The sequence below is a fragment of the Anaerobiospirillum succiniciproducens DSM 6400 genome (assembly GCF_000482845.1).
Taxonomy (GTDB): Bacteria; Pseudomonadota; Gammaproteobacteria; order Enterobacterales; family Succinivibrionaceae; genus Anaerobiospirillum; species Anaerobiospirillum succiniciproducens.
This window is the reverse complement of the sequence record NZ_AXWV01000027.1, coordinates 18,138-40,738: the sequence shown is the minus strand read 5'-3', so window position 1 is coordinate 40,738 and position 22,601 is coordinate 18,138. Positions and strand designations below refer to the sequence as shown.

General features: G+C 43.6%; 18 protein-coding genes. 9 read left to right on the top strand and 9 right to left on the bottom strand.

Annotated elements, in window-relative coordinates; genetic code table 11:
• Positions 1-448: 448 nt before the first annotated feature.
• The 4 genes from H524_RS0104825 to H524_RS0104805 all read right to left on the bottom strand — a co-directional run bounded on the left by H524_RS0104825 (position 449) and on the right by H524_RS0104805 (position 5,796).
• The gene (locus tag H524_RS0104825) at positions 449-1,762 is read right to left on the bottom strand and encodes a TRAP transporter large permease (RefSeq protein ID WP_027939403.1); all 1,314 of its coding nucleotides are present in this window, start codon (positions 1,760-1,762) and stop codon (positions 449-451) included.
• A 10-nt stretch (positions 1,763-1,772) separates the two neighbouring features.
• A complete protein-coding gene (locus H524_RS14325; protein WP_044121513.1) occupies positions 1,773-2,285 on the bottom strand; it encodes a TRAP transporter small permease in 513 nt (170 codons plus the stop codon).
• 322 nt (positions 2,286-2,607) lie between these two features.
• A complete protein-coding gene (locus H524_RS0104815) occupies positions 2,608-3,606 on the bottom strand; it encodes a TRAP transporter substrate-binding protein (protein WP_027939402.1) in 999 nt (332 codons plus the stop codon).
• A gap of 1,428 nt (positions 3,607-5,034) precedes the next feature.
• The gene (locus H524_RS0104805; RefSeq protein WP_027939401.1) at positions 5,035-5,796 is read right to left on the bottom strand and encodes a hypothetical protein; all 762 of its coding nucleotides are present in this window, start codon (positions 5,794-5,796) and stop codon (positions 5,035-5,037) included.
• Positions 5,797-6,372: 576 nt separating this feature from the next.
• On the opposite strand from H524_RS0104805, the gene H524_RS14320 reads away from it, so the two are divergent.
• Together H524_RS14320 and rpmF are read left to right on the top strand one after the other, a co-directional pair.
• A complete protein-coding gene (locus H524_RS14320; protein ID WP_052338918.1) occupies positions 6,373-6,924 on the top strand; it encodes a YceD family protein in 552 nt (183 codons plus the stop codon).
• A 969-nt stretch (positions 6,925-7,893) separates the two neighbouring features.
• The gene (gene rpmF, locus H524_RS0104790) at positions 7,894-8,064 is read left to right on the top strand and encodes a 50S ribosomal protein L32 (RefSeq protein WP_027939400.1); all 171 of its coding nucleotides are present in this window, start codon (positions 7,894-7,896) and stop codon (positions 8,062-8,064) included.
• A 145-nt stretch (positions 8,065-8,209) separates the two neighbouring features.
• Here the strand turns inward: rpmF and H524_RS17285 are convergent, their stop codons facing one another.
• On the bottom strand, positions 8,210-8,356 hold the full coding sequence (locus tag H524_RS17285) for a hypothetical protein (RefSeq protein ID WP_156907542.1): 147 nt from the start codon (positions 8,354-8,356) through the stop codon (positions 8,210-8,212).
• A gap of 291 nt (positions 8,357-8,647) precedes the next feature.
• Here H524_RS17285 and H524_RS14315 point away from each other — a divergent pair, with 291 nt between their 5' ends.
• The 7 genes from H524_RS14315 to H524_RS0104740 all read left to right on the top strand — a co-directional run bounded on the left by H524_RS14315 (position 8,648) and on the right by H524_RS0104740 (position 17,174).
• A complete protein-coding gene (locus H524_RS14315; RefSeq protein WP_052338917.1) occupies positions 8,648-9,697 on the top strand; it encodes a hypothetical protein in 1,050 nt (349 codons plus the stop codon).
• A gap of 237 nt (positions 9,698-9,934) precedes the next feature.
• Positions 9,935-10,891: a beta-ketoacyl-ACP synthase III gene (locus H524_RS0104775; RefSeq protein WP_027939399.1), complete on the top strand. Its 957-nt coding sequence runs from the start codon at positions 9,935-9,937 to the stop codon at positions 10,889-10,891.
• 466 nt (positions 10,892-11,357) lie between these two features.
• A complete protein-coding gene (gene fabD, locus H524_RS0104765) occupies positions 11,358-12,299 on the top strand; it encodes an ACP S-malonyltransferase (protein ID WP_027939398.1) in 942 nt (313 codons plus the stop codon).
• A gap of 124 nt (positions 12,300-12,423) precedes the next feature.
• Positions 12,424-13,161 carry a 3-oxoacyl-ACP reductase FabG gene (gene fabG, locus H524_RS0104760; protein ID WP_027939397.1) on the top strand — a complete coding sequence of 246 codons (738 nt, stop codon included), beginning with the start codon at positions 12,424-12,426 and terminating at the stop codon, positions 13,159-13,161.
• Positions 13,162-14,049: 888 nt separating this feature from the next.
• The gene (gene acpP, locus H524_RS0104750) at positions 14,050-14,292 is read left to right on the top strand and encodes an acyl carrier protein (RefSeq protein ID WP_027939396.1); all 243 of its coding nucleotides are present in this window, start codon (positions 14,050-14,052) and stop codon (positions 14,290-14,292) included.
• Positions 14,293-14,838: 546 nt separating this feature from the next.
• Positions 14,839-16,083: a beta-ketoacyl-ACP synthase II gene (gene fabF, locus H524_RS0104745; protein WP_027939395.1), complete on the top strand. Its 1,245-nt coding sequence runs from the start codon at positions 14,839-14,841 to the stop codon at positions 16,081-16,083.
• Positions 16,084-16,451: 368 nt separating this feature from the next.
• Entirely contained in the window at positions 16,452-17,174 is a 723-nt protein-coding gene (locus H524_RS0104740; protein ID WP_027939394.1) for a GntR family transcriptional regulator, read from the top strand.
• Positions 17,175-17,853: 679 nt separating this feature from the next.
• Here H524_RS0104740 and H524_RS0104735 read toward each other — a convergent pair.
• The 4 genes from H524_RS0104735 to H524_RS0104720 all read right to left on the bottom strand — a co-directional run bounded on the left by H524_RS0104735 (position 17,854) and on the right by H524_RS0104720 (position 22,484).
• Positions 17,854-18,651, bottom strand: coding sequence for a GntR family transcriptional regulator (locus H524_RS0104735; RefSeq protein ID WP_027939393.1), 798 nt, complete (start codon positions 18,649-18,651; stop codon positions 17,854-17,856).
• Positions 18,652-19,599: 948 nt separating this feature from the next.
• Complete coding sequence (locus H524_RS0104730) at positions 19,600-20,556, bottom strand: flagellin N-terminal helical domain-containing protein (RefSeq protein WP_027939392.1); 957 nt, start codon at positions 20,554-20,556, stop codon at positions 19,600-19,602.
• Between the two features lie 16 nt (positions 20,557-20,572).
• Positions 20,573-21,532 carry a flagellin N-terminal helical domain-containing protein gene (locus H524_RS0104725; protein ID WP_027939391.1) on the bottom strand — a complete coding sequence of 320 codons (960 nt, stop codon included), beginning with the start codon at positions 21,530-21,532 and terminating at the stop codon, positions 20,573-20,575.
• Between the two features lie 16 nt (positions 21,533-21,548).
• Complete coding sequence (locus H524_RS0104720) at positions 21,549-22,484, bottom strand: flagellin N-terminal helical domain-containing protein (RefSeq protein ID WP_027939390.1); 936 nt, start codon at positions 22,482-22,484, stop codon at positions 21,549-21,551.
• Positions 22,485-22,601: the final 117 nt, after the last annotated feature.

The window sequence follows — 22,601 nt, the reverse complement described above, 5'->3', positions numbered from 1 at the left end:
TTGCAATGACCTAGGCCGTACTAAGAACAAAGCTGTTGCCATGCCTTAGTGTAGGCTAGCTTGCTTGACTCTAGTTTGGGCTGCTCAGATGCAGCTTTGATGGCTAGTATTTTGATCTTTAATGCTGAAAGCTTAGTCAGCAAACAGCTGTGCTCAAAGATAAGGATTGATCTTTTGAGTACAAGTGTTTGATGGCTATGGTCAAAAGTATCTTTAGTTTATTGTAAGGCTGTGCAACATAATGCTGCGCAGCCTTTACTGATGCAGCTTAATGCTGCACAGCCTTTACTGATGCAGCGAGGCGCTGCACCTTAATTATGTGCAGCTCCTAGGCTGCATCTTAACTATATGCAGCACCTTGGCTGCATCTGAATTTATGCAGCGCTTAGGCTGCGTTTTAAGATGCTGCTGATTCTGGGCAGCATCTTTGGTTATGTGGGATAAATACTTACTTTAAGGTGGCATCATAGCCAGCAAGCTCTGGAATGAAGCTTGATACGGCTGGGAAGTAAGTACACAGCATGAGCACGGCCAAGATTACTGCATAGTATGGGAGCAGTGGCTTGATAACGCTCTCGATGGAGGTCTTAGCAACCTTAACACCTACGAATAAGATGTTGCCAACTGGTGGGGTGATGGTACCAATACAGAGGTTGAATACAATCACGATACCGAACTCAACAGGGGATAAACCGCACTGCATAGCAATTGGCAGGAAGATCGGAGTAAAGATCAGAATTGCTGGAGTGGTATCTAAGAAAGTGCCCACGAACAGTAAGAAGATATTAATGATGAGCAGAATAACAATCTTGTTAGAGGAAATACCGTTTAACAGATCGCCTACAGCAGCTGGGATATTCACAAAGGAAATAACCCAAGACATGATGGAAGATACGCCAATCAATAACACAATAATGCCGGTCATAATGGCAGATTCTGCGTAAATCTTCTTTAAGTCAGCAAAGGTAATGGAGCGGTAGAGGAATGACAAAATGAGTGAGTACACTACAGCTACCACAGCACCTTCGGTGGCGGTGAAAGCACCGTTAACAATACCGCCGATTACCACTACGATGAGAAGTAAGCTTGGCAGAGCATCAACAGTAATCTTCATAGCAAGAGGCAGAGTGATCTTCTGAGAGTCGCCCTTGTAGCCTAAACGCTTAGCTGCAATGCAACCTACGATCATACAGCCAAGGCCCCAGAGCATACCTGGAATATAGCCAGCTAAGAATAAGGCTGCTACAGAGGTACCGCCTGATACTAAGGAGTAGGTAATTAAAACGTTTGATGGTGGAATCAACAGGCCAGTAGGAGCTGATGCGATATTTACAGTGGCCATGTAGTTTTTAGAATAGCCTTCTTTTTCAGCAATTGGGCCAATGATAGTACCCATTGCAGAGGCAGCAGCTACACCAGAGCCAGAGATAGCACCGAACATCATATTAGCCATGGTGTTGGTGTGGGCAAAAGAACCAGGAGCCTTACCTACTAAAAGACGGGCAAAGTTCATCAGTCTTATCGCAATTCCTCCTCGATTCATGATATTGCCAGCGAGGATGAAGAATGGGATAGCGATAAGGGTGAATACGGAGATACCAGAGAAAGTACGCTGAGCGCCAGTCTGCAGCATCATATTAAAGTCCAGTGCAGCTGCACCAGCTAATACAGATGAAATGGCAATGGAAATACAAATTGGTACACCTAAGATGAGCAATCCTACGAGCACCAGAGCCATGGTTAAACCAACAGTAATAGTCATGATCCTCTCCTTACTCGTTCTCTTGCTCTACGCCATATGAAGCGAGATTAGGGTCCTTAAGCTTCTTAACCATATCAATCATGTTAAGAACACCGTAAATGAGAATGATGACGCCAGATAATGGCAGTACTGCGTACATCAGACCCATATTTACGCCTAAAGACGCGGTAAGCTGATTCATGTTTTCAGCAGCCATTACATAGCCGCCGTAAACTAATAACAGTGCAGCAGTAAGGATTACCAAGATCTCGGAGAACATGTCCAAGTAAACGCGCTTAGCACCAGTGAACTTGTTATAAACGAAAGCCATGGCAAGGTGACCACGCTGACCGAATACATAGGCTGCTGACAGAATTGAGAGCCAGGTGAAGCTATAAGTAATTAACTCCTCAGAAATAGTACTTGGAGAGTTAAAGAAGTAACGGGTGACGATCTGATAAGTACCGATGCAGGTCATTGCCATAAAAAGCAAGACGCAAAAGGACATAATGCACTTATCAAGAACTTTTCTAAGGACTTGCATAAGATGACTCCGTTAAACCGTGAACTTGAGTGCACTCATGGGCACGAAGAAAATTGTAAAAACAATGAGGCACTAGTTACGTGCACTGTGCATTTTGCGTAGTATGGCACACGCAAAACAATGTCCATAAAACCGCTTGTGTATGCTGTTTGTATGGATTTGGTGATTTAATCTGTGCCGACAACGAAATACTTGTGTATGTATCGTTGTGTAATTTGATGAGGCTTGTTTAGATGCACTCAAGTAGCTTTAGTACTTGAGTGCGTCTTAAGACACAGCTTAAGAACAAGCTGTGCCGTTTTTTTTCAAAGATGGGCAAGTATTACTTGTTAGCTTCAGCGTTAGCAGCGGAAGCCTCGTCGTATAAAGCCTTGATCTCAGGAGTGTCCTTTAAGAGCTGCTCGTGCAGAGGTAAAACCTTGTTACGGAACTCGTTAACATCAACCTCGATGAACTGAACGCCCATAGCAATAGCCTTTTCCTTGGCCTCAGCGATAGAGCCCTTCCATGCAGCGAACTCAGCTTCCTGGGCAGCCTTTGCAGCCTCATCAAATACTGCACGCTCTTCTGGGGATAACTTCTTTAAGAAAGCGTTAGAAGCAACTAATACGTCAGGGCACATCTGGTGCATGTCGTAAGAGAAGTACTTGGTGATTTCACCGTGCTTCTGGTCAGTTAAAGCAAGCTCGTTGTTCTCAGCACCGTCGATAACAGACTGCTGCAGAGCAGAGTAAACTTCACCAAAGCTCATTGGGGTAGCTGCAGCACCGAAAGCCTGCATCATAGCTACGTTAACAGGGCCAGCCTGTACGCGGAACTTCTTGCCCTGTAAGTCAGTAACTGACTTAATTGGGGTCTTTGAGTAGAAGTTACGGGTACCAGCTGTGAAGGCTGCAACTGGAGCAAAGCCAGTCTTCTCGCTGTTTACAGATAACTTGCCTAAGATCTCAGGATCAGTAATGAACTTCTCGTATGCTTCTTCGGAGGTGAAGAGGTATGGAATTGAGAAGATGGAGAATAACTTGTCGAATGACTCAACGTTAGCGGTTGAAACAACCAGGTACTGAACAGAACCCTGCTTGATTAACTCTAAAACTTTCTCGTTAGCACCTAAGGTTGCATTAGGGAAGATCTGAACTTCAAACTTGTCGCCTAACTTCTTTTCAACAGTGTCCTTGAAAGCTACTGCACCGATGTGGTCTGGGTGAGTTTCAATCTGTGAGTGAGACAGACGTACAACTTGTTTGGACTCGCCACCGCAACCAGTCATTAACAGTGCACTAAGAGCTAAAGCAACAGCTGAACCTAAGATTTTCTTCATATTTACTACTCCATATCTACCTGAAAAAACATTACGTCTTTTTAGGTCGATACTTCCTCCGTACTTTAAATTAACCTCAAACCGTAAGCTTGAAAGCCTTGGCTTGTACGTCCTATTGTAGCGTCAAATGAAACTATAAGCCGTGATGTACTTGTTTAGTTGCATCAAGATTATTGCTTCATGTGCAATTTCTACTTAACAGACCTTCAGTAGAACGCTACTTTTAAGCTCTCAGGCTACTGTGAACTCACTAACTTAATTACTGCTTTGAAATTGCTAGAAAAAAGTTGAGTGAGATGATCAGTTTAGTATATTCGCGTGAGTGCTTAAATTTGATTTAGGTGAAGGTGATTTATCATTATCTTTGATGTGATAATTTTGGTCACAAGAGTATTGTAAGACCATCTTATAAGAACACAAAAATGCTTGATTTCAAAACGTTAACAACATCACAAAACAAGATATAAAAAGGGAAAACGCCAATCTTGGATACTAGTGTCCTAGTAGCCAATTGCTATGTTTAGTGTGTAAAAAATCACTATGCGCAACACTATGTTTCAATTGGATTTGGTAAATTTTCAGACCACTTTTTGTAAGTTTTTACTAACGTAAACTTGCTAATTGTAAGTATCTAAAAACTTGCATGATTTCCTTAGCAAAAGATCGCTATCTACTCAAAAGATACTGCACGCCAATCGTCAGCTGTAATACAGTCGCATTAATATTTAAAAACGCTTTGTTTCGCCATTGCTACGCTTTTTTCGGTAGCAATCCACGACTATTTAAAGATCTTCACCTTATACAAAGCTCATAAGCTAACTAGGCGTTTGTTTAGCTAAGAACTGATGCAATAAAACATGCTACATAAAGGCGCTAACTTTGAGAGTGAATGGCGATCTTAAAGGGCGATTTTCAAGAGGAGCCGATCTTTTTATAAGCTAGATTGAATGATCCGCAGTCCTCAAGTGGATGTTTAAGCTACCTCGGCTGTTATGCGTGCATCTGACATGGCCAAATTACAAGTGAAGTTCTAGGCCATGGCATCGGTTCAGAGCTAGGCTTGTTGTAATGGGTATAAAGATTCAGATATCGAGACTAGAGAACTTGGTTCAAGTTTAGAGAGGCACGAGAAGCATGACTGCTTGATGGGGCAGTGGCAATAGCGATCGCCTCGATAAGCGCTTTCTAATCAAGCTTGGCTGAAAAGAAATGACAGCTAGAATGATGGTCTGGATAAAAGTAAGTACAGCTGTAGTTAAAGAGTGGCAACAAGCAAGGTAGGTCTTGGTGGTCAAAAATCAAGGATGGTATTGGTGGTCAAAAAGCAAGTGAGGTTTTGGGAGGCTATAAGCTGCTGCAGCTAAATATGCATCTGCAGCAGCTTGATGTGAGGCCATGTGGCCAAGATGAGAATAGCTCTGGGCTTTGTTATTTAGCTGCAGCCTTTTGAGGTGCTGGAGCCTTGGAGCAGTCCATGTAGTTAAGTGCTGCACGACCTGAGATAAACAGAGGGAAGTTGTTGTCGATCATACGGTCGATAAAGGTAAGCACATTTATAGTACAGCCTGGACGGATGGTGTTGCGGGTAGCCTTGTCATAGAAGACAGAGTCATCGATACGCAGATCCATAATGAAGGCCTCATTGGCTGAGGTCACAAAGAAACCATTGATGGTTGGATCAACACCAACGTGAGTTACTTGAACATCAGTAAAGATAACAGGCAGCTTCTTAAGCTCTGGTACATAGCCTCTTAAAGCATTTTGATTGAGCATCTCTAAAAGCTGCTTGAAAGAGACGTAGACACCAGCATCGGTTGAGTACTTAACTTTGTTGTTAAAGTAGATACGATCTTTGCCAGTATCAAAGTTTGCAATGGTCAGTACACCTAAAATCGGAGTATTGATCTTACCGGTAAGGCCAGCTGAGCCCTCTGGGAAGATTACGGTAGAGGACTGTGAGAGCTTTTCAAGGCGGTTTTTAGCCTGAACATCACCAGTAATTGCTGATCTAGTTGGAGCATCAAGCTCCTCACCTGCATCTAAAACTACCTGATTTACTGCAAAGTGTTCGGTCTTAAAGACAGTCTTAAGATGGTATGCCTGAGCAGTAGTTGAAAAGGCAGTAAGGCCGATGAGAGCACTAGCTGCTACTAAAGAGCGCATAACAGTTGAAAGCTTATTTATCTTCATAAGAAATCCTTAATATCTGGCCTGCATTCAGGCACAAGAGTTCGTGCGCCAAATTTCGACCCAACTACCATAAATGAGCAAAGTTATATGCAATCTGGCGGTAGTTACAGTTACTAGATTGCGCTAAAAGCGGTGTAATAGCATCTTTAAGATACAACGCTTAAGAGCACAACAGCATTAAGTTAAGCATATGACAAAACATATGCGACACAGCAGCTGAGTATATGCATAAAGCATACTGACTTAAGTTAGATTCTAGCAAAGAGAGGGCTTTTAAAGTGTAGCGTGAGCAATCTTTGCATATCTGATAGCGTTAAAACCATTGTAGCGCCAGTATGATGCATTGCAAACAGCATCTATCTGATTGTGAGATGGCCGTACTTATCTTAATTGAGCGCATTGTAAGTAAGGTTTACAGTGCTTTTGTGATTAAGCAAGAGACAAGAGCCTCTTCTTATGGAATAATGTCTTACATAGAGGCTTTATTAGATAAGCTTTGCTATACGTTCAGTATTTGCTGAATGTATAGCTAAGCTTACTTTTAGTCCTCCTTATCTTTAATTAAAGGACAGCTTAATGGAAAGTACCAACGTTGTATTGCCTAATGAGGTTGATCTCGATAAGTGCATTGCCCTGAACACCCAATTTAAGGGAGCACGTCTAGAGCTTAGCCAGCTTGAGCGCTTTAGCTCAGCATGTGACAAGGTGCAAGGCGACGTCCTGTGCTGTGTGTCCTTTGAAAATGACATCAATGGACTGCGTGTTGTCAAAGGTGAAGTGGAGGCAGATGTTATTCTCGTTTGCCAGCGCTGCGGCAATGAGTATGTACAGCACTTATCTTTTGACTTTGAGTTCACTCCGGATTACGAGCGTGCCAAGGCCTGCAATCTCGAAAATAAGTACGAGTTCATCGACTTTACTGAAGATGGCAAGCTTGATCTGTACAATTTGATTGAAGACGGTCTTCTCTTAGAAATCCCGTCCATCCCACGTCATGATGAGGATGATGAGAACTGCAGCCGTCACGGTAGTTCCTGGTCTTACGGCGAGCTTGATAAAGAAGCTAGCGTTAGCCCATTTGCCGCCTTAGCTGCATTAAAAGACTCTATGAGCAAAGACAAAAAGTAATGACCAACTCCCATGGGCAAGACCATGGGGTTCCTGCGTAACAAGGCACAAGAGCCCTGTTATTCATCCTTTCACGAGCCTCATTTGATGAGGCTCTATCGTCTAAGCACTATCCTTTCTAAATTCTAAGATCCCATCTTTCTTATCTTTAGCCTCTAACATCAGCGACCTTATCACTGCTCACTTCTAGCGACCTTAACTGCAGTTAAGGTCTGCGATCCTGCTTATTTGTTTTTCTATAGCCGGCTCTTTAAACAAAACTTGCTCTTAGCTTTTTTCAGTACGCTCATCAGCTGCAGCTGGGGCTTTTGCCTGCTTTGAATAGAGCTATCAGCTAAGCTACGTACATATAAATGTTAGGAACTATAGTGCAACTAAAATCAGTGATCTGTATTTATGGCACTTAACCTAGCTAATGTAGCTGTGGCAACCTTATACGTTGTGGGCCGTGATCCTGTTCTTGCTATGATCTTTGGTTTAGTAACAAGCTTAGCCTCTGATCTTTTTAGCTGTACCTTTATATGATCTTATCAGGCACAAAATGATCTTTAGCTTCGGCGATCTGAGTTTGTTGCGTGAGTTTTGTTGCGGTGATCTTGGATAAATCGTGGTGATCTTGCGTGATCTTTTTTAGCTTTTTATAAGCTCAAAAAGCACTGTTGATGTATGGTCATTGTTAGCGCTAAATGGCTTAGTTATGGTGTTTGCTAAGATCTTTTGATCGGGCGCTGGAGGTGGGGTTTGCTGCGTTTTGTGAAATATATTTGTGGTGTAGATCAAGAATTGTTGAAAATTCCGCTGAAAGTGCCTATAATAGCGCGTCCGTGATCATGGCTTGGGAAAGTCTATTGGTCATGAGATTTTATTTTTTGATCAAAAAAAGCAGCTCAAAGCCTCATTTTGCAAAGGTTTAAACCTGTAATAGCAAGCGGCTGTTATGAGCAATGAAAGGTATTTTAGGAGACTATAATGGCCGTTCCACAGAACCACCAGTCCCGTTCACGTCGTGACAAGCGTCGTACTCACGATGCATTAACCGCTCGTCAGTTATCTGTAGATCCACAGACCGGCGAGACCCACATCCGTCACCACGTAACCGAGCAGGGTTTCTACCGTGGCAAGAAGGTTATCTTCAAGTAAGATTCCTTCAATAGCCTGAAAAGGCATGCTTTATAGCGCTAAAGCATAGCAGTTCAGACTGCACGACGGGGCTTGATGCCCCGTCTGTCGTTTTTGGGCTATCCATTTTCTTATCCCTCCCCATCCGAGCCTCTTGCTTAAACTTCTACCCTCTTGTCTTTTGGCAGTTCTTGCTCCTCAGTTTTGCCTTATCAAGCTCAAACAAAATCCCAATCCCAACCTCAAGTTCAAACACAATCTCAAGCTCATGCTCATGAGCAAACACAAGCACAAATAAATCTTTATTAGCCATAGCTTTGCTGTTTTCAAAGTTTTTGGTTTTGCTTACTTGCTGGGGCTAGTTGCTAAGACGTTAATTGAGATTTGAGCAATTATGATTTTTTCTTGCGTCTTTAAGTAAAAACTTAATCAAAGTTGATAATTCATTTGCTAAGCTAATTGCACCTAGCTTGGGGCTTTTAGCTGTGCTGATGGATCATGGTATTGGTATTAGCTTGCTTGCCTTCCTAAGCTTAGTGTGATTACTTAGATACGTAATGCTTGTAATAATGCAGCGTTTTCCTAGACGTGGATGGTTTCATTTATGTTCTTCAAAACAGACGACGATAGCAAAGCTCAGCCTTGCGTTGCCTTAGATGGTACTGGTGGCGATAACAAAGATACGCGTCATGTTGTTGATGCAGTGCGCTTTGCTCTTGCTATGTGCCCAAGCTTATATCTCATCGTCTTTGGCAGCTCCGAGCTAGAAGAAAAGCTAAAACTCGCCATCAAGGAAACTAACCGTTACGAGTTTAGGTCGGCTGCTCAATGCATTACGCAAGATGAACCACCTCGCTCTGTGTTACTAAACTACAAAAACTCTGCCATGTATAAGGCTATGGAGTGTGTTAAGTCAGGTGAGGCAGGTGCCATGATCTCTGGTGGTGGAACAGGGCCTTTAGTAACGATTGCACGCCACCTTTTGGGGGTGCAAAAGCTCAATGACAAAGCTATTCGTCTTAAAGAGCGTTTAGGCTATGAGGGGCGTGGTGGTAAAGTGCGTCCTTGTTTTGCTGCACGCATACCTGTGGGCAAGGGACGTTTTGCGCTGATGATGGATTTAGGCGCTAATGCTACTTGCTCGCCGGCAGATTTGTATGACTTTGCCAATCTTGGAAAAGCTTGCGCATCGATTTCTTTGGAAATTAGCTCTCCACGTGTAGCTTTCTTAAATATTGGAACCGAGCTTGGTAAAGGCAGTCCATTAGTACAAGATGCTAAGAGTATCTTAGAGCAAGACCGTTCGATAAACTTCACCGGATTTATTGAAGCTAATCGAATCTTTCGTAATGATGCCGATGTCATTATTACTGATGGCTTTACCGGTAACGTTGCTCTAAAGGCTGCTGAGGGTGTGGCTGATCTGTATTCTTCCTCCGGCGGCTTTAAGCGATTCTTTAGCAAGATGTCACGACCTGATTGGCTCTTGCCATGGCAATACAATGGCTCGGTATTACTTGGCGTTAATGCTCCAGTTATCAAGTCTCATGGATCTGCAGGCAAGGAAGCTTTAGCTGTAGCGGTAGTTGAGGCTGCACGCGCTGCACAAAAGAATCTTAGTACATCCATGGCTGAAGCCTTAGCTAAAGGATAGAGAAAATTTATATATTGCAATTAGGATATGTGCGTTTTTAGTTAATCTAGTTAACTACGGACAGCTTATGTTGCTGTATTACAATTGCATAAGCTATTTAAGTTGCTAGTTTTTATAAGGCCTTGTGGCGAAAAGTAGCTGAGTTTTTTCCTTTTGGGCTATTAAATTCTTACGAAAAATGGCACAATGTACGGTTTCAGTCGAAGTTTTTGTTGCCAACCGAGAGTGGTGAGACATTTGTATACCAAGATTTTAGGTACCGGCGGCTATTTGCCTGCGCAGGTTAGAACAAATGCTGATTTAGAGCAGATGGTTGAAACATCCGATACGTGGATTGTTGAGCGTACCGGTATCCATGAAAGAAGAGTTGCCTCTGATACAGAGACTGCTTCTTATATGGGTTCCCAAGCTGCCCTCAAAGCTTTGGAAGCTGCAGGTTTAGAAGCTAGCGCCATTGATGCAGTGGTTTGCGCCACTACCTCATCGCAAAATGCCTTCCCATCAACTGCTTGTGAGATTGCCTTAGCTTTAGGCATCAAAGATATTCCCGCTTTTGACGTAGCTGCAGCATGTGCTGGCTTTAGCTATGCCTATAGCGTTGCTCACAACATGATCTTATGCGGTCAGGCAAAGAATGTTTTAGTAGTTGGTTCTGACTGCTTATCCCGCGCTTGCGATCCAACTGATCGCGGTACCATCATCCTCTTTGGCGATGGCGCGGGCGCTGTTATTCTTGGTCAGTCTGAAGAGCCAGGCACTCTTGCTGTTAAGCTCTCCTCAGATCCAACTCGTGGCGACTTATTACGTTTGCCATATGCCAAGCGCGGCACTTGTCCAAATACCGATGCCTATCTGTTTATGAAGGGCAACGATGTATTCAAGCACGCTGTTACTATGCTCTCTAATCTCGTTAAAGAGACTTTAGATATGGGTGGTCTTAAGGAAGAAGATCTCGATTTCCTCGTTCCTCATCAGGCCAACTTACGTATCATTAGCGCCACTGCTCGTAAGCTCAAGCTTGATATGTCTCAGGTTATCGTAACCTTAGATAAGCATGGCAATACCTCAGCAGCCTCCGTACCTTTAGCTTTAGATGAGGGTATTCGTTCAGGCCGTATTCAGCGTGGACAAAACTTACTGCTTGAGTCATTTGGCGGTGGTTTTGTTTGGGGCTCAGCCTTAGTTCGCTACTAATCAAAGTGGCTAAGTATCTGCCTTATAGGCCCGATACATCCAAGATTTCATTACGTCATCTGACGTAAGATATTAAAACGCAGCTTTCTTTTAAATAAGGACATCTTTGGCTCAATGCATAAAGTTGTAGAGCTTATAAGTTAATGTGCCATTGGCGATACTTAATAACTTAATAGGCGTTTAAGCTGCGTTGTTTAACATATCAGTAAACATTTTCCCTTCTCTTATCATTCCCATTTGACTCATCTTTATAAGTGTTGTTTGCATCGCATTCAATGATGTCTTTATATGGTATGTTTAAGGGTTGGCTCAGTGTAGAAGCTGCATTTTTGCAAACCTTACCTTTTGCAAAGCGGTCGATGTCGCGAGACATGGTGTTTATACATTGAGTAATGCTTTTCCATCAATTTGACAGGAGTCAGGTGGGCAATTAGGTTTTTTTCCTGAGAGTTCACTAATTGTTACTATGAAGTCATTTGCAGTTGTTTTCCCAGGTCAAGGTTCTCAGTCAGTTGGCATGCTTGAGTCATTCATGTCAGATGCTATCGTGGCTAAAACCTTTGAAGAGGCTAACGAGGCTCTTGGTTACGACTTAAAGAAGATCGTTCTTGAAGGTCCAGATACTGAGCTCAACAAGACTGAAATTACTCAGCCAGCAATCTTAACTGCCTCTGTAGCAGCATTCCGCGCTTTCAAGGCCGCTTTAGGCGACGCTGCTCCTAAGGCATGTGCTGGTCACTCCTTAGGTGAGTACAGTGCCTTAGTTGCTGCAGGTGCATTAGACTTTGCTGATGCTGTTCGTTTAGTTCGTCTGCGTGGTCAGGCTATGCAGGAGGCTGTTCCTGCTGGTGTTGGCGCTATGATGGCTGTTTTAGGTTTAGAAGACGACGTTATCGTTTCAACCTGTGCTGAGGTTTCAAAGGACGGTGACGCAGTTTGGGCAGCTAACTTCAATACTCCTGGTCAGGTTGTAATCTCCGGCGCTAAGGATGCAGTTGCTCGCGCAGGTGAGGCTTTTGCTGCTAAGGGCGCACGTCGTTGTGTAGCTCTTCCAGTTTCTGTTCCATCACACTGCCCAATGATGCAGTCCGCTGCAGACAAGCTTGCTGATGCTTTAGCTAAGCTTGATCTTAAAGATGCTTCCATCCCTGTATATGCAAACGTATTAGCTTCAGCCATTACTACTAAGGCTGACATCGTTGATAGCCTCATCAAGCAGCTCATCGGCTCTGTTCGTTGGGTTGAGTCTGTTCAGAAGATGAAGGCAGACGGCATCGAGGCATTAATTGAAGTTGGTCCAGGCAAGGTATTAACCGGTCTTAACCGTAAGATCGACAAGAGCTTTGTTACTGGCAACATCGCAAGCGCTGAAGAGATTGCCAAGGTTATTGAGAGCCTCAACTCCTAAGTTAAGGTTCACATAAGCATCTGGGCAAAAATCTAATACGGCCTAGGCTTTAACCTAGGCTTAGTTAAGGCAAAGATGCTTTAAGATTCAAATTTTCATTCACGAGACATTGAACATGATTAATCTGGATTTTGCAGGTAAGGTTGTTCTAGTAACTGGCGCTAGCCGTGGTATCGGTAAGGCCATTGCAAGTGCATTTGCAGCATTAAACGCAACTGTTATTGGTACCGCTACCTCAGAGTCTGGTGCTCAGGCAATCACTGAGTACTTAGGCGGCAAGGGCCACGGTATGGTCTTAAACTCTTTAGAGCCTGCTACTTTTGCAGACTTTGTTAAGGCTGTTGAAGAGAAGGCTGGCGGCACTGTTGATATCTTAGTTAACAACGCTGGTATTACTCGTGACAACCTCTTCATGCGTATGAAGGATGAGGAGTGGGATCAGGTTATCTCTTGCAACCTGACTGCCGTTTCCAAGCTTTGCCAGCTGTGCATGCGTGGCATGATGAAGAAGCGCAATGGCCGCATCATCAACATCACCTCTGTTGTTGGTGAGACTGGTAATGTTGGTCAGTGTAACTACGCTGCTGCTAAGGCAGGTCTCATTGGCTTCTCTAAGTCTCTGGCCAAGGAATTAGCTGCCCGTAACGTAACTGTTAACTGCGTTGCTCCAGGCTTTATTACCACTGACATGACTGCTGTTTTATCAGACGAGATCAAGGAGCAGTTATTAAAGGCTGTTCCTCTTGGTGCTATGGGCACCGCTGACGACATTGCTGATGCTGTTGTTTTCTTAGCCTCTGATGGTGCTAAGTACATCACTGGTACTACCATTGATGTAAACGGCGGTATGTACTGCGTCTAATTTTTTAAGCCTGATTGACATTACTATGGCAATGCAGCCCCTTAACTTTGGGACTGCAAGGAAAATTCAAGGGCACAGTATATTAGCTAATTAAGTTTTTATTTATGTGTCTGTATGCAAAGCAAAATGCTTTAGTCACTGATCAAGATCATGATTTAGAGATTTTGCTAAGTTTTGTCTTTGTAATTGAGTCAAAGCTCGCATAGTTCTATACAAATTTAGCCAAATTATTGTGATTAGGCTTAGTATAAACCGTAAGATATTGCTCAATATGAGCACTCATACGGTAGTGCTATCAAGCTTTAGAGCAATTAACAGCAGATCTAATAGCAAGTCTGAAAGACAATTCTTAAAGTGGTCATACTTTAAGCGTTTGATAGATGTCTGATAAGAAGTGTCAGTCTAGGTTTTAGTTAGCGCTAGGACCTTAGCTACACCCATTTGTTAGTGTGAACAACGGCATATTAAGCAAAAATAGCCGATTTTTCAGGGCTTTACACTATTCAAGCGGTATGTTCTTGTATATAATCAGCATCGAACAGTTCTTGCGATTTCTTGACTGAAAAGAATCTATGGTTTTATTCAGTTAAGAGTGCAACTACTCAACCGCCTTGTTTGTCGAGCTGCAGTTGTGTCAGCCCAACATCCGGTATTACCGGTACGGGCCAGCCAGTCGGTAACCGGTGTTGAGAACAGTTTGGCTAGGTTCTGACTGTCTAGAGCGGATTTACATCTTGGCCGTCTTTATTGATGGCTCTTGATACCACCTATGTGATAGAGTAGCTAGGCTTTAGAGCCTATGCCTACTACAGTCAGATTTCTTTCTCCAACATTGTGTTGGATGACACTTACTAAGGACAGAAGTGCTAAGCACTCTGACGGGAAAAAATGAGCGATAACAACATTGAAGAACGCGTAAAGAAGATTATTGTTGACATGTTAGGCGTAAAGGCCGAGGATGTCGTTCCTGAGGCATCATTCGTCAATGATCTGGGCGCTGACTCTTTAGATACTGTAGAGCTCGTAATGGCTCTGGAAGAAGAGTTCGAGACCGAGATTCCTGATGAGGAAGCTGAGCAGATCAACACTGTTCAAGCAGCTATCGACTACATCAAGTCACACCAGGAGTAATACTTGCGCTGCTCTAGCAGCTTAAGTATTAGCAGCGGTACAGCCTAGCTGTACCGTCTGTTACTCATACAAACAGCAAGCCTCGGCTTGCTTGTTTTGTTTATAGGCCTTGCAAATATAAGGCAACACCATAACTATACATAAGTTGCTACACATTAAAAATCACAGCATGTGTTGGTTTTGTTCGATTAGTCTATTACCTCTACAAAATTAAACGCGCTGTATACGCCTTTGACGCATAGATATCGTATTATCATTACTCTAAGTAATTGAGCATAAGGCCATTGTGTGGTAATGTGTGATGTTTGCAGTCAATATTGACTGCTCAAAGTACAATTCTATGTCCTATGACTGTAAGAGCTTTTATAAGATTGTAAGCTTCAGTCTTAACATAGAGCATTGCAAGTTGCTTGTACAAAGAAATAGGTTCTTTAGGCAGCGCCTAAAACCTGTATTCTTCGGTATCCTACCAATTCGTAATTGGTAGACGTGGCCGGAGCGCTGCAATCTAACAATTTAGCAATTACTATTTTGGAGGCATTAACGGTGCAAAAGCGCAGGGTAGTAGTGACCGGTCTTGGCATGTTAAGCCCGGTGGGTAACACTGCAGAAGAATCTTGGCAGAATTTACTCGCAGGAAAGAGTGGCATCTCAACCATTGAGCATTTCGACACCAGCGCCTTTTCGGTAAAGATCGCCGGCCTGGTTAAGAACTTCAATCCAGAGGATTTCGGAATTACTCGTAAAGACGAGCGTAAGATGGATCCTTTCATCCAGTATGGTATCGCTGCTGGTCTGATGGCTTTTGAAGATTCTAAGCTTGAGGTTACTCCTGAAAATGCCGAGCGCATGGGCGTAATGATTGGCTCAGGTATTGGTGGTTTAGGTTTAATTGAGCAGAACATTAATGGTTTAGCTCAGAAGGGCATTAAGGGTATCTCCCCATTCTTCGTTCCATCAACCATCATCAACATGGTTTCTGGCCACTTATCTATTCTTAAGGGCTTAAAGGGTCCTAACCTGGCCTCTGTAACTGCTTGTGCATCCGGTACTCACGCTATCGGTCTGTCAGCTCGTCTGATTGCTTGCGGTGATGCTGATGTAATGTTAGCTGGTGGTGCTGAGAAGGCTTCAACCCCAATGGGTATTGGTGGCTTCTCTGCCTTAAAGGCATTATCCACCCGTAACGATGAGCCAGAAAAGGCATCCCGTCCTTGGGATGAGGGCCGTGACGGCTTCGTATTAGGTGATGGTGCTGGTGTTCTCGTATTAGAAGAGTACGAGCACGCTAAGGCACGTGGCGCTAAGATCTATGCTGAGTTAGTTGGCTTTGGCATGTCTGGCGATGCTTACCACATGACCGCTACCCCAGAAGATGGTGAGGGTGCACGTCGCGCTATGCTTAACGCTCTACGCGATGCTGATGTTAAGCCAGAAGAGATTGGTTACATCAACGCTCACGGTACTTCAACTCACGTTGGTGATATTTCTGAGCTGCGTGCAGCTAAGGCTATCTTCGGTGAGGCCCCTGCTAAGACTGTAATGAGCTCAACCAAGTCTATGACTGGTCACTTATTAGGCGCTGCAGGTGCTATTGAGGCAATTATCACTGTGCTTGCTGTACGTGATCAGAAGTGCCCACCTACTATCAACTTAGAGAACCCAGCTGAGGAAGTAGGCCAGTTCAATTTAGTTCCAAACAAGGCTATCGACCACGAGATTAACTATGCAATCTCCAACAGCTTTGGCTTTGGTGGTACTAACGGCTCTCTGCTGTTCAAGCGCGTTTAATGTACTAGTTTGAGTAAGCTAATTCAAAGCTTCTCAAGCCTATAGTCATTACGACTTACAGGCCCCTGATAAAAACTTATCGGGGGCTTGTTGTTTTTAAGTCAGCAAGATTTAACCATGCCCGTATCAGGCTCTTTGCCACCTTTTTTTTTCTTAGCAAAGTAACATTTGCGCTCAGCGCTATATAGTTGTTAATGACACATGTTCATCAAGCTAAAAGTAAGGTTATTTGAGTCTTTATTGTGAGAAAGGGCTAAGAATCAGTACTAGAGCCTAGGATTAGACGCTCTTTAAGGTTAACTTTAATTTACGGTTTGTGTTGCCTAGTACGGCACATTCACTATGGCCTAGCCTATTAGGACAATCAAATGAGCAATCTTGAGCTTCCTTCTTTAAAGATCAACAACAAAGTAACTATCTCAAGACAGATCTATACTTTCTTGAGACATATCATTACTACAGCTTCGATCTCTCCTGGTACTAGCATTTCTGAAAATGAGCTGTCTAAACACTTCAATGTTTCACGCCAGCCAGTTCGAGAGGCTTTAACCACTTTAGAGCATGACGGACTTATCACCATCATTCCGCAAAAAGGTACTGTGGTTAAGCGTATTTCTGTAGCCAATCTCAAGAGCGTAGTCTTTATTCGTGAAGCTTTAGAGTGTGCATCTTTGGATAACATCAGCAATCTGCCACCAGCTAAGTTGTCTAAAGCCTTAAGAAAACTGCACAACAACCTCGATGATCAGCGTAGGAAAGTAGATCCGTGTAACTTAGCCTCATCATTTTTGCCTATTGATGATAAGTTCCATGAAATCATCTGCTCTTTCTCTGATTGCTCTATGACTTGGGATGCCATTCAATCGATTAAAGGACAGCTTGATCGTATTCGTTATTTAGCTATGGGCTCAGATCACCCGATCTCGCCAATTGAGAAGCTTATTGCCGAACATGAAGAGGTAGTTAAGGCCATTGATAAAGGTGATATTGAAGAGGCTAAGCGCCTGTTACGCTATCACCTGCACGAGATCATGCAAACCCATGTCTCAATTCGTCAGCAGTATTCAGAGTGGTTCGAGCCAGAAAACTAAGCTCAATCAAGCTAAACACAAATCCTAAGCCAAATGCTTAAGCACTAACGCTCAAGCACTAGCGCTTAGCCACCAAGCCTGCCATCATAGAGCAGGCTTTGCTGTCTTTACACGCACAACAAAAAACAACAACAAATGCCCACCAAAACCCCAATAAACTAAAACGCCCACACTCGCGTCAAACAATCATAGATATTGCCTAGACGCTCATACAGCGATTGTTAAAGCATTTACGTACATTGACAGCTAAATTAATAGAGAGCGCTATACGCGCACTCTATGATGCGCTATGCGAACGCTAAAGTAAGACATAAATATGAAAGTCATACGCCATTGCAGAGTATGTCACTAAGAAGATAAGAGCCTTAAGAATAAAAGAACGCAAAGAACATAAGACCGGCAAGAAGTTAAGGCATGCAAGAAGATAAGAGCACAGGGTACTTGCTAGGATAAAAGCCAATGCTATGCATCAAAGATGACAGTGCATAGCATGGTCAGAAATACAAAGATATGCGGTAAAGAGATGCAGCGAAGAGGTGCTACAAAGAGACGCAGCAGAGATATAGCCCCACCAACATGATGGCACGAATGTCCAAAAAGACTAGGTTATGAGGCTGGGGCTTTGGATAAATAGGGCATAGACTTTAACTTGAGTATCATGTCCATGCTGCGAAAGTGCCTAGATATCGTCTTCCTCGTCAACAGATACGTAGGTATTGTCATCTTCAAAATCAGCGCCACCAGTTACTAAAGCGATAGACTCTGGAGTAAACCAATCGCTGAAGTTGCGCATTATATCTTTGTGGGTATCTAAGATCTTATGCAGGTGGATATGTAACAGCTCAATGGCCTTATCAAGATTGTCATTAGCGAGTTCATCATAGATTTCTTGATGCTCGTTAGTAATCCCATCAGTGTGGCCACGTAGGTCAAAGGATAAGAAGCGAATACGATCCATCTGCCCCTTGATGCCCTGTACAGTCTCCCAGGCCATATCAGCACCTGAGATAGAGCAAAGCTTCTTGTGGAAAAGGTCGTCTAAACGCAAGTACTCAGACTTTAACTTGCTGTCTTTAACGACATTGCGCTGCATGTTCAGGACTTTGTTTAAAGTCTCTAAGTGGCTCTTCTTCTCGGCATCAGTAAGATTTGCAAAGTTGCGTACGCACTCTTTTTCGATAGCGCAACGAACAAATACAGTTTGGTAGAGCTCTTTAATGCAGATGTGCTCAACAATAGAACCGCGCTGTGGCAGTACAGATAATAAGCCTTCATAGCTAAGACGCATTAAGGCTTCACGTACTGGCTGACGGGAGACGTTGAAGTGCTCTGAAAGAGAGTTTTCAGACAGAATGGTGCCAGGCTTTAAATTGGTTTCAGTAATCTGCTTACGCAGGAAGTCGTGAATTTGTGGGCTAATGACTTTCTTTGGCGATAGTCTAAGCTTTGGAAGATTGTGAACTCCTGCAACTGACATTACAAAACCTCTTTGTATTACTAGTGATAGCTACCATGTGTAGCAAAGCCAAAGATCAAATAGTAAGTACAACAAAGGTCTATATACCTTTCAAAATACTAAGATCTCAAAGGCTTCCACAACTGAAGATGGCACACTACCAAAGTGAATCAAGCCGACATGTCGACACCTGTCGCCTAGTATACTAGTTACTAGTTAAGCTGATTATTCACTTACTTTTACATAACCACAATCAATGTAATTAAAAGCAGTTCTCTTTAGTACATCAACAAACTTTATCAATTATAGCAAAATCACGCAATTAAGCCTATTACGACATTATCGTAACCAGGAGCCATCTGAGTAAACCCTAAATAACAGCGTACATAGCACAATACTTGAATACTAGTATCCTAGTTTTTAGTTAAGATATTTTACACAAGTATATTAGCATATTGTGAAACGCCTCTCGCAAAAATCCAAAAAACCACCACTCTTCCCTAAAGCTACATACCCATACCGTAGCCTAACTACAACTTATCAGCGTCTCAACATTCTTTGCATATTAAATCGGTAGCAACAGTCCCCATCACCCAAGCCAAGTACTACGCCAATCAATGCAATTAAATCGCTCCGCAAACCATGTGCCCCAACCTAAAGAGCACACGTAGTACGTAATTCTTTGCAAAGAAATACAGTGTTAAAGGCCTTTCACCTTCAAAAGGATCATGTAGTAAGCAATTCTTTGCATGCTAAATCCCTCCACCAAGCTCGTGACACAAGACCAAAAGCTCAGGTAGTAAATAGTTCTTTGCATGCTAAATAGCTCTTCACTAAGCATGTGAAAAGTTGAGCAGACCATGTACGCCATTCTTGGCATATTAAATACTGCGCAAAAACGAAAAAGCCCCAGTACCTGTCAAGGTTCTGGGGCTTTTGACTAACTAATTAGTCGTAAAAAAGAATTGACTAGCCTAAGAGGCTTAAACCAAGCTGAGGACGGGTGTTAGCCTGCATCAGCATGGAAGCAGCAGCCTGCTGAATGATGGACTGCTGTGAAAGGTTAGCAGACTCTTCAGCAAAGTCAGCATCACGGATACGTGAGCGAGCATCAGCCTCGTTAGCAGCAACGTTAGACTGGTTGCGGATAGATGACTCAAGTCGGTTTTGGATGGCACCTAAATCGGCACGCTGACTATCTACGTAGCCAATCATTTGATCCATGAAGCCAATGATGTTATTTACAGAAGCAATGGTACTAAAGTTTACAGTGATTGCACCACCTGTACCTTTAACAAATGATTTATCGGCTGCTGCATCTACAAACTCATCTTTAGCTACGCCTGCATTTTCAGCAGCAGCTGAGAACTGGAAGTTAACAAGATTGAATGAAATAACATCGCCCTTATTTGAACCAACCTGTAAAGTAATGGTTTGAGCTGCACCAGCTGCGGCACCACCAGGAGCCTGACCACCTGGGAGTGGATCAATAGAGTTAGCCTGCTTACCGTTAAGAATTGTCTTACCAGCAAAAGTAGTCTTCATTGCTATTCGACTGATCTCTGTTGCTAAAGAAGATGCTTCTTTTGCAAGAGCTTTACGGTCGTCTAAAGTGTTTGTACCGTTGTTTGCTTGTACTGCAAGGGTACGGATCTTCTGGAGCATGCCAGAAACTTCATCTAAACCTGCTTCAGCAGTCTGAGCAAGCGCGATGCCGTCAGAGGCGTTGCGGTTACCTTGGTTGAGGCCGTTGATTTGGCTGGTTAAACGATCGGCGATCTGGAGGCCTGCAGCGTCATCTTTAGCGCTGTTAATACGCATACCGCTGGATAATCTTTGGTATGTGGTGGTCAGGGAATTCTGGACATTACCTAAGTAGCGTTGTCCCTGAAGAGCGCTGTAGTTTGTATTTACATATACGGCCATTGTACTGATCCTCCGATTAACCTAATAAGCTCAGGCCAAGCTGAGGACGGGTGTTAGCCTGCATCAGCATGGAAGCAGCTGCCTGCTGGATGATGGACTGCTGTGACAGGTTGGCAGACTCTTCGGCAAAGTCAGCATCACGGATACGTGAGCGTGCATCAGCTTCGTTAGCAGCAACATTAGACTGGTTGCGGATAGAGCTCTCAAGACGATTTTGGATGGCACCTAAATCGGCACGCTGGCTATCAACGTAGCCAATCATCTTATCCATATGCTCAATAATATTAGCTGCCATGCCAGCGCCAGTGAAGTTTACCTTAATAGTATCGCCGTTAGCAGCCTTTACGAAAGCCTTATCAGCAGCAGCTTGATCTACAAACTCACCTGCTGCAATACCAGCCTTTTGTGCAGCAGCAGAGAACTGAAGGTTTACAAGGCCGAAACTGATAGTATCGCCCTTATTTGAGCCTACTTGTAAAGTGATGCTCATATCATCACCTTTAGCACCAGCTGCACCAGCACCTTGCACAAATGGGTCAATTGAGTTGTCTTGTTTACCGTTTAAGATGGTCTTGCCTGCAAAAGTTGTTTGCTTAGCGATACGAGTAATCTCTGTTGCTAATGAAGAGGCTTCTTTAGCAAGAGCTTGCTTATCAGCATTTGTATTTGTACCGTTGTTGGCCTGAACTGCTAAGGTACGGATCTTCTGCAACATGCTAGAGATCTCGTCCATACCTGCTTCAGCAGTCTGAGCAAGCGCAATACCGTCAGAAGCGTTGCGGTTACCCTGGTTGAGGCCGTTGATCTGGGAGGTTAAACGATCGGCGATCTGGAGGCCTGCAGCGTCATCTTTAGCGCTGTTGATACGCATACCGCTGGATAATCTTTGGTATGTGGTAGTGAGCTGGTTCTGGACATTGCCGAGGTAGCGTTGTCCCTGAAGTGCGCTGTAGTTTGTATTTACATATACTGCCATTGTACTGATCCTCCGATTAACCTAATAAGCTCAGGCCAAGCTGAGGACGGGTGTTAGCCTGCATCAGCATGGAAGCAGCTGCCTGCTGAATGATTGACTGCTGTGAAAGGTTAGCAGACTCTTCAGCAAAGTCAGCGTCACGAATACGTGAGCGAGCATCAGCCTCGTTAGCAGCGACGTTAGACTGGTTGCGGATAGAGCTCTCAAGACGATTTTGGATGGCACCTAAGTTGGCACGTAATCCATCTACATCAGCAATCATTTTATCCATGTGAGAGATTACTAATGATGCGTCAGCCTTAGAGAAGAGGAAAGCAATATTGTTATTCTTAATCTCAACAACTGCGTTGTTTTGACCATCAAGCTTAAAGTTACCGTCTGCTCGATTAGATGCAATTGAGAACTTCATGTTGTCGATTTGGAACGCAATGGTATCGCCCTTATTGGAGCCCACTTGCAGAGTTATTGTACCTGCTTTGCTCTTATCTGCAGTTGCAGCCTTAGAGAAGATGGTGTCGGTGTTTTCTTGCTGACCTGCTAAGATCTTCTTGCCTGCAAATGTTGTCTGATTAGCAATACGAGTAATCTCATTAGCTAAAGCACTTGCTTCTTTTGAAAGAGCTGCCTTGTCGTCAGCTGTGTTGGTGCCGTTAGCAGCCTGAACAGCTAAGGTACGGATCTTTTGGAGCATGCCTGAGATCTCGTCCATGCCTGCCTCAGCAGTCTGAGCTAATGCAATACCGTCGGAGGCGTTGCGGTTACCCTGGTTGAGGCCGTTGATTTGGCTGGTTAAACGATCGGCGATCTGGAGGCCGGCAGCGTCATCTTTAGCGCTGTTAATACGCATACCGCTGGATAATCTTTGGTATGTGGTAGTCAGCTGGTTCTGGACGTTGCCTAAGTAGCGCTGACCCTGAAGGGCGCTGTAGTTTGTATTTACATATACTGCCATTTTATCTACCTCAACTAAGTACTGCTACGAGCACTCATACCTGTGAAGTATTGGCACGTGGCATATAAATTCTGGTGGAGCTTGAATCGAGCTCTTCTAACCATTCTAACGGGCTGG

Coding starts and splice junctions, on each gene's coding strand:
- H524_RS0104825 (WP_027939403.1), bottom strand. CDS start 1,762: ATGACTATTACTGTTGGTTTAACCATGGCTCTGGTGCTCGTAGGATTG.
- H524_RS14325 (WP_044121513.1), bottom strand. CDS start 2,285: ATGCAAGTCCTTAGAAAAGTTCTTGATAAGTGCATTATGTCCTTTTGC.
- H524_RS0104815 (WP_027939402.1), bottom strand. CDS start 3,606: ATGAAGAAAATCTTAGGTTCAGCTGTTGCTTTAGCTCTTAGTGCACTG.
- H524_RS0104805 (WP_027939401.1), bottom strand. CDS start 5,796: ATGAAGATAAATAAGCTTTCAACTGTTATGCGCTCTTTAGTAGCAGCT.
- H524_RS14320 (WP_052338918.1), top strand. CDS start 6,373: ATGGAAAGTACCAACGTTGTATTGCCTAATGAGGTTGATCTCGATAAG.
- rpmF (WP_027939400.1), top strand. CDS start 7,894: ATGGCCGTTCCACAGAACCACCAGTCCCGTTCACGTCGTGACAAGCGT.
- H524_RS17285 (WP_156907542.1), bottom strand. CDS start 8,356: ATGGCTAATAAAGATTTATTTGTGCTTGTGTTTGCTCATGAGCATGAG.
- H524_RS14315 (WP_052338917.1), top strand. CDS start 8,648: ATGTTCTTCAAAACAGACGACGATAGCAAAGCTCAGCCTTGCGTTGCC.
- fabD (WP_027939398.1), top strand. CDS start 11,358: ATGAAGTCATTTGCAGTTGTTTTCCCAGGTCAAGGTTCTCAGTCAGTT.
- acpP (WP_027939396.1), top strand. CDS start 14,050: ATGAGCGATAACAACATTGAAGAACGCGTAAAGAAGATTATTGTTGAC.
- H524_RS0104740 (WP_027939394.1), top strand. CDS start 16,452: ATGAGCAATCTTGAGCTTCCTTCTTTAAAGATCAACAACAAAGTAACT.
- H524_RS0104735 (WP_027939393.1), bottom strand. CDS start 18,651: ATGTCAGTTGCAGGAGTTCACAATCTTCCAAAGCTTAGACTATCGCCA.
- H524_RS0104730 (WP_027939392.1), bottom strand. CDS start 20,556: ATGGCCGTATATGTAAATACAAACTACAGCGCTCTTCAGGGACAACGC.
- H524_RS0104725 (WP_027939391.1), bottom strand. CDS start 21,532: ATGGCAGTATATGTAAATACAAACTACAGCGCACTTCAGGGACAACGC.
- H524_RS0104720 (WP_027939390.1), bottom strand. CDS start 22,484: ATGGCAGTATATGTAAATACAAACTACAGCGCCCTTCAGGGTCAGCGC.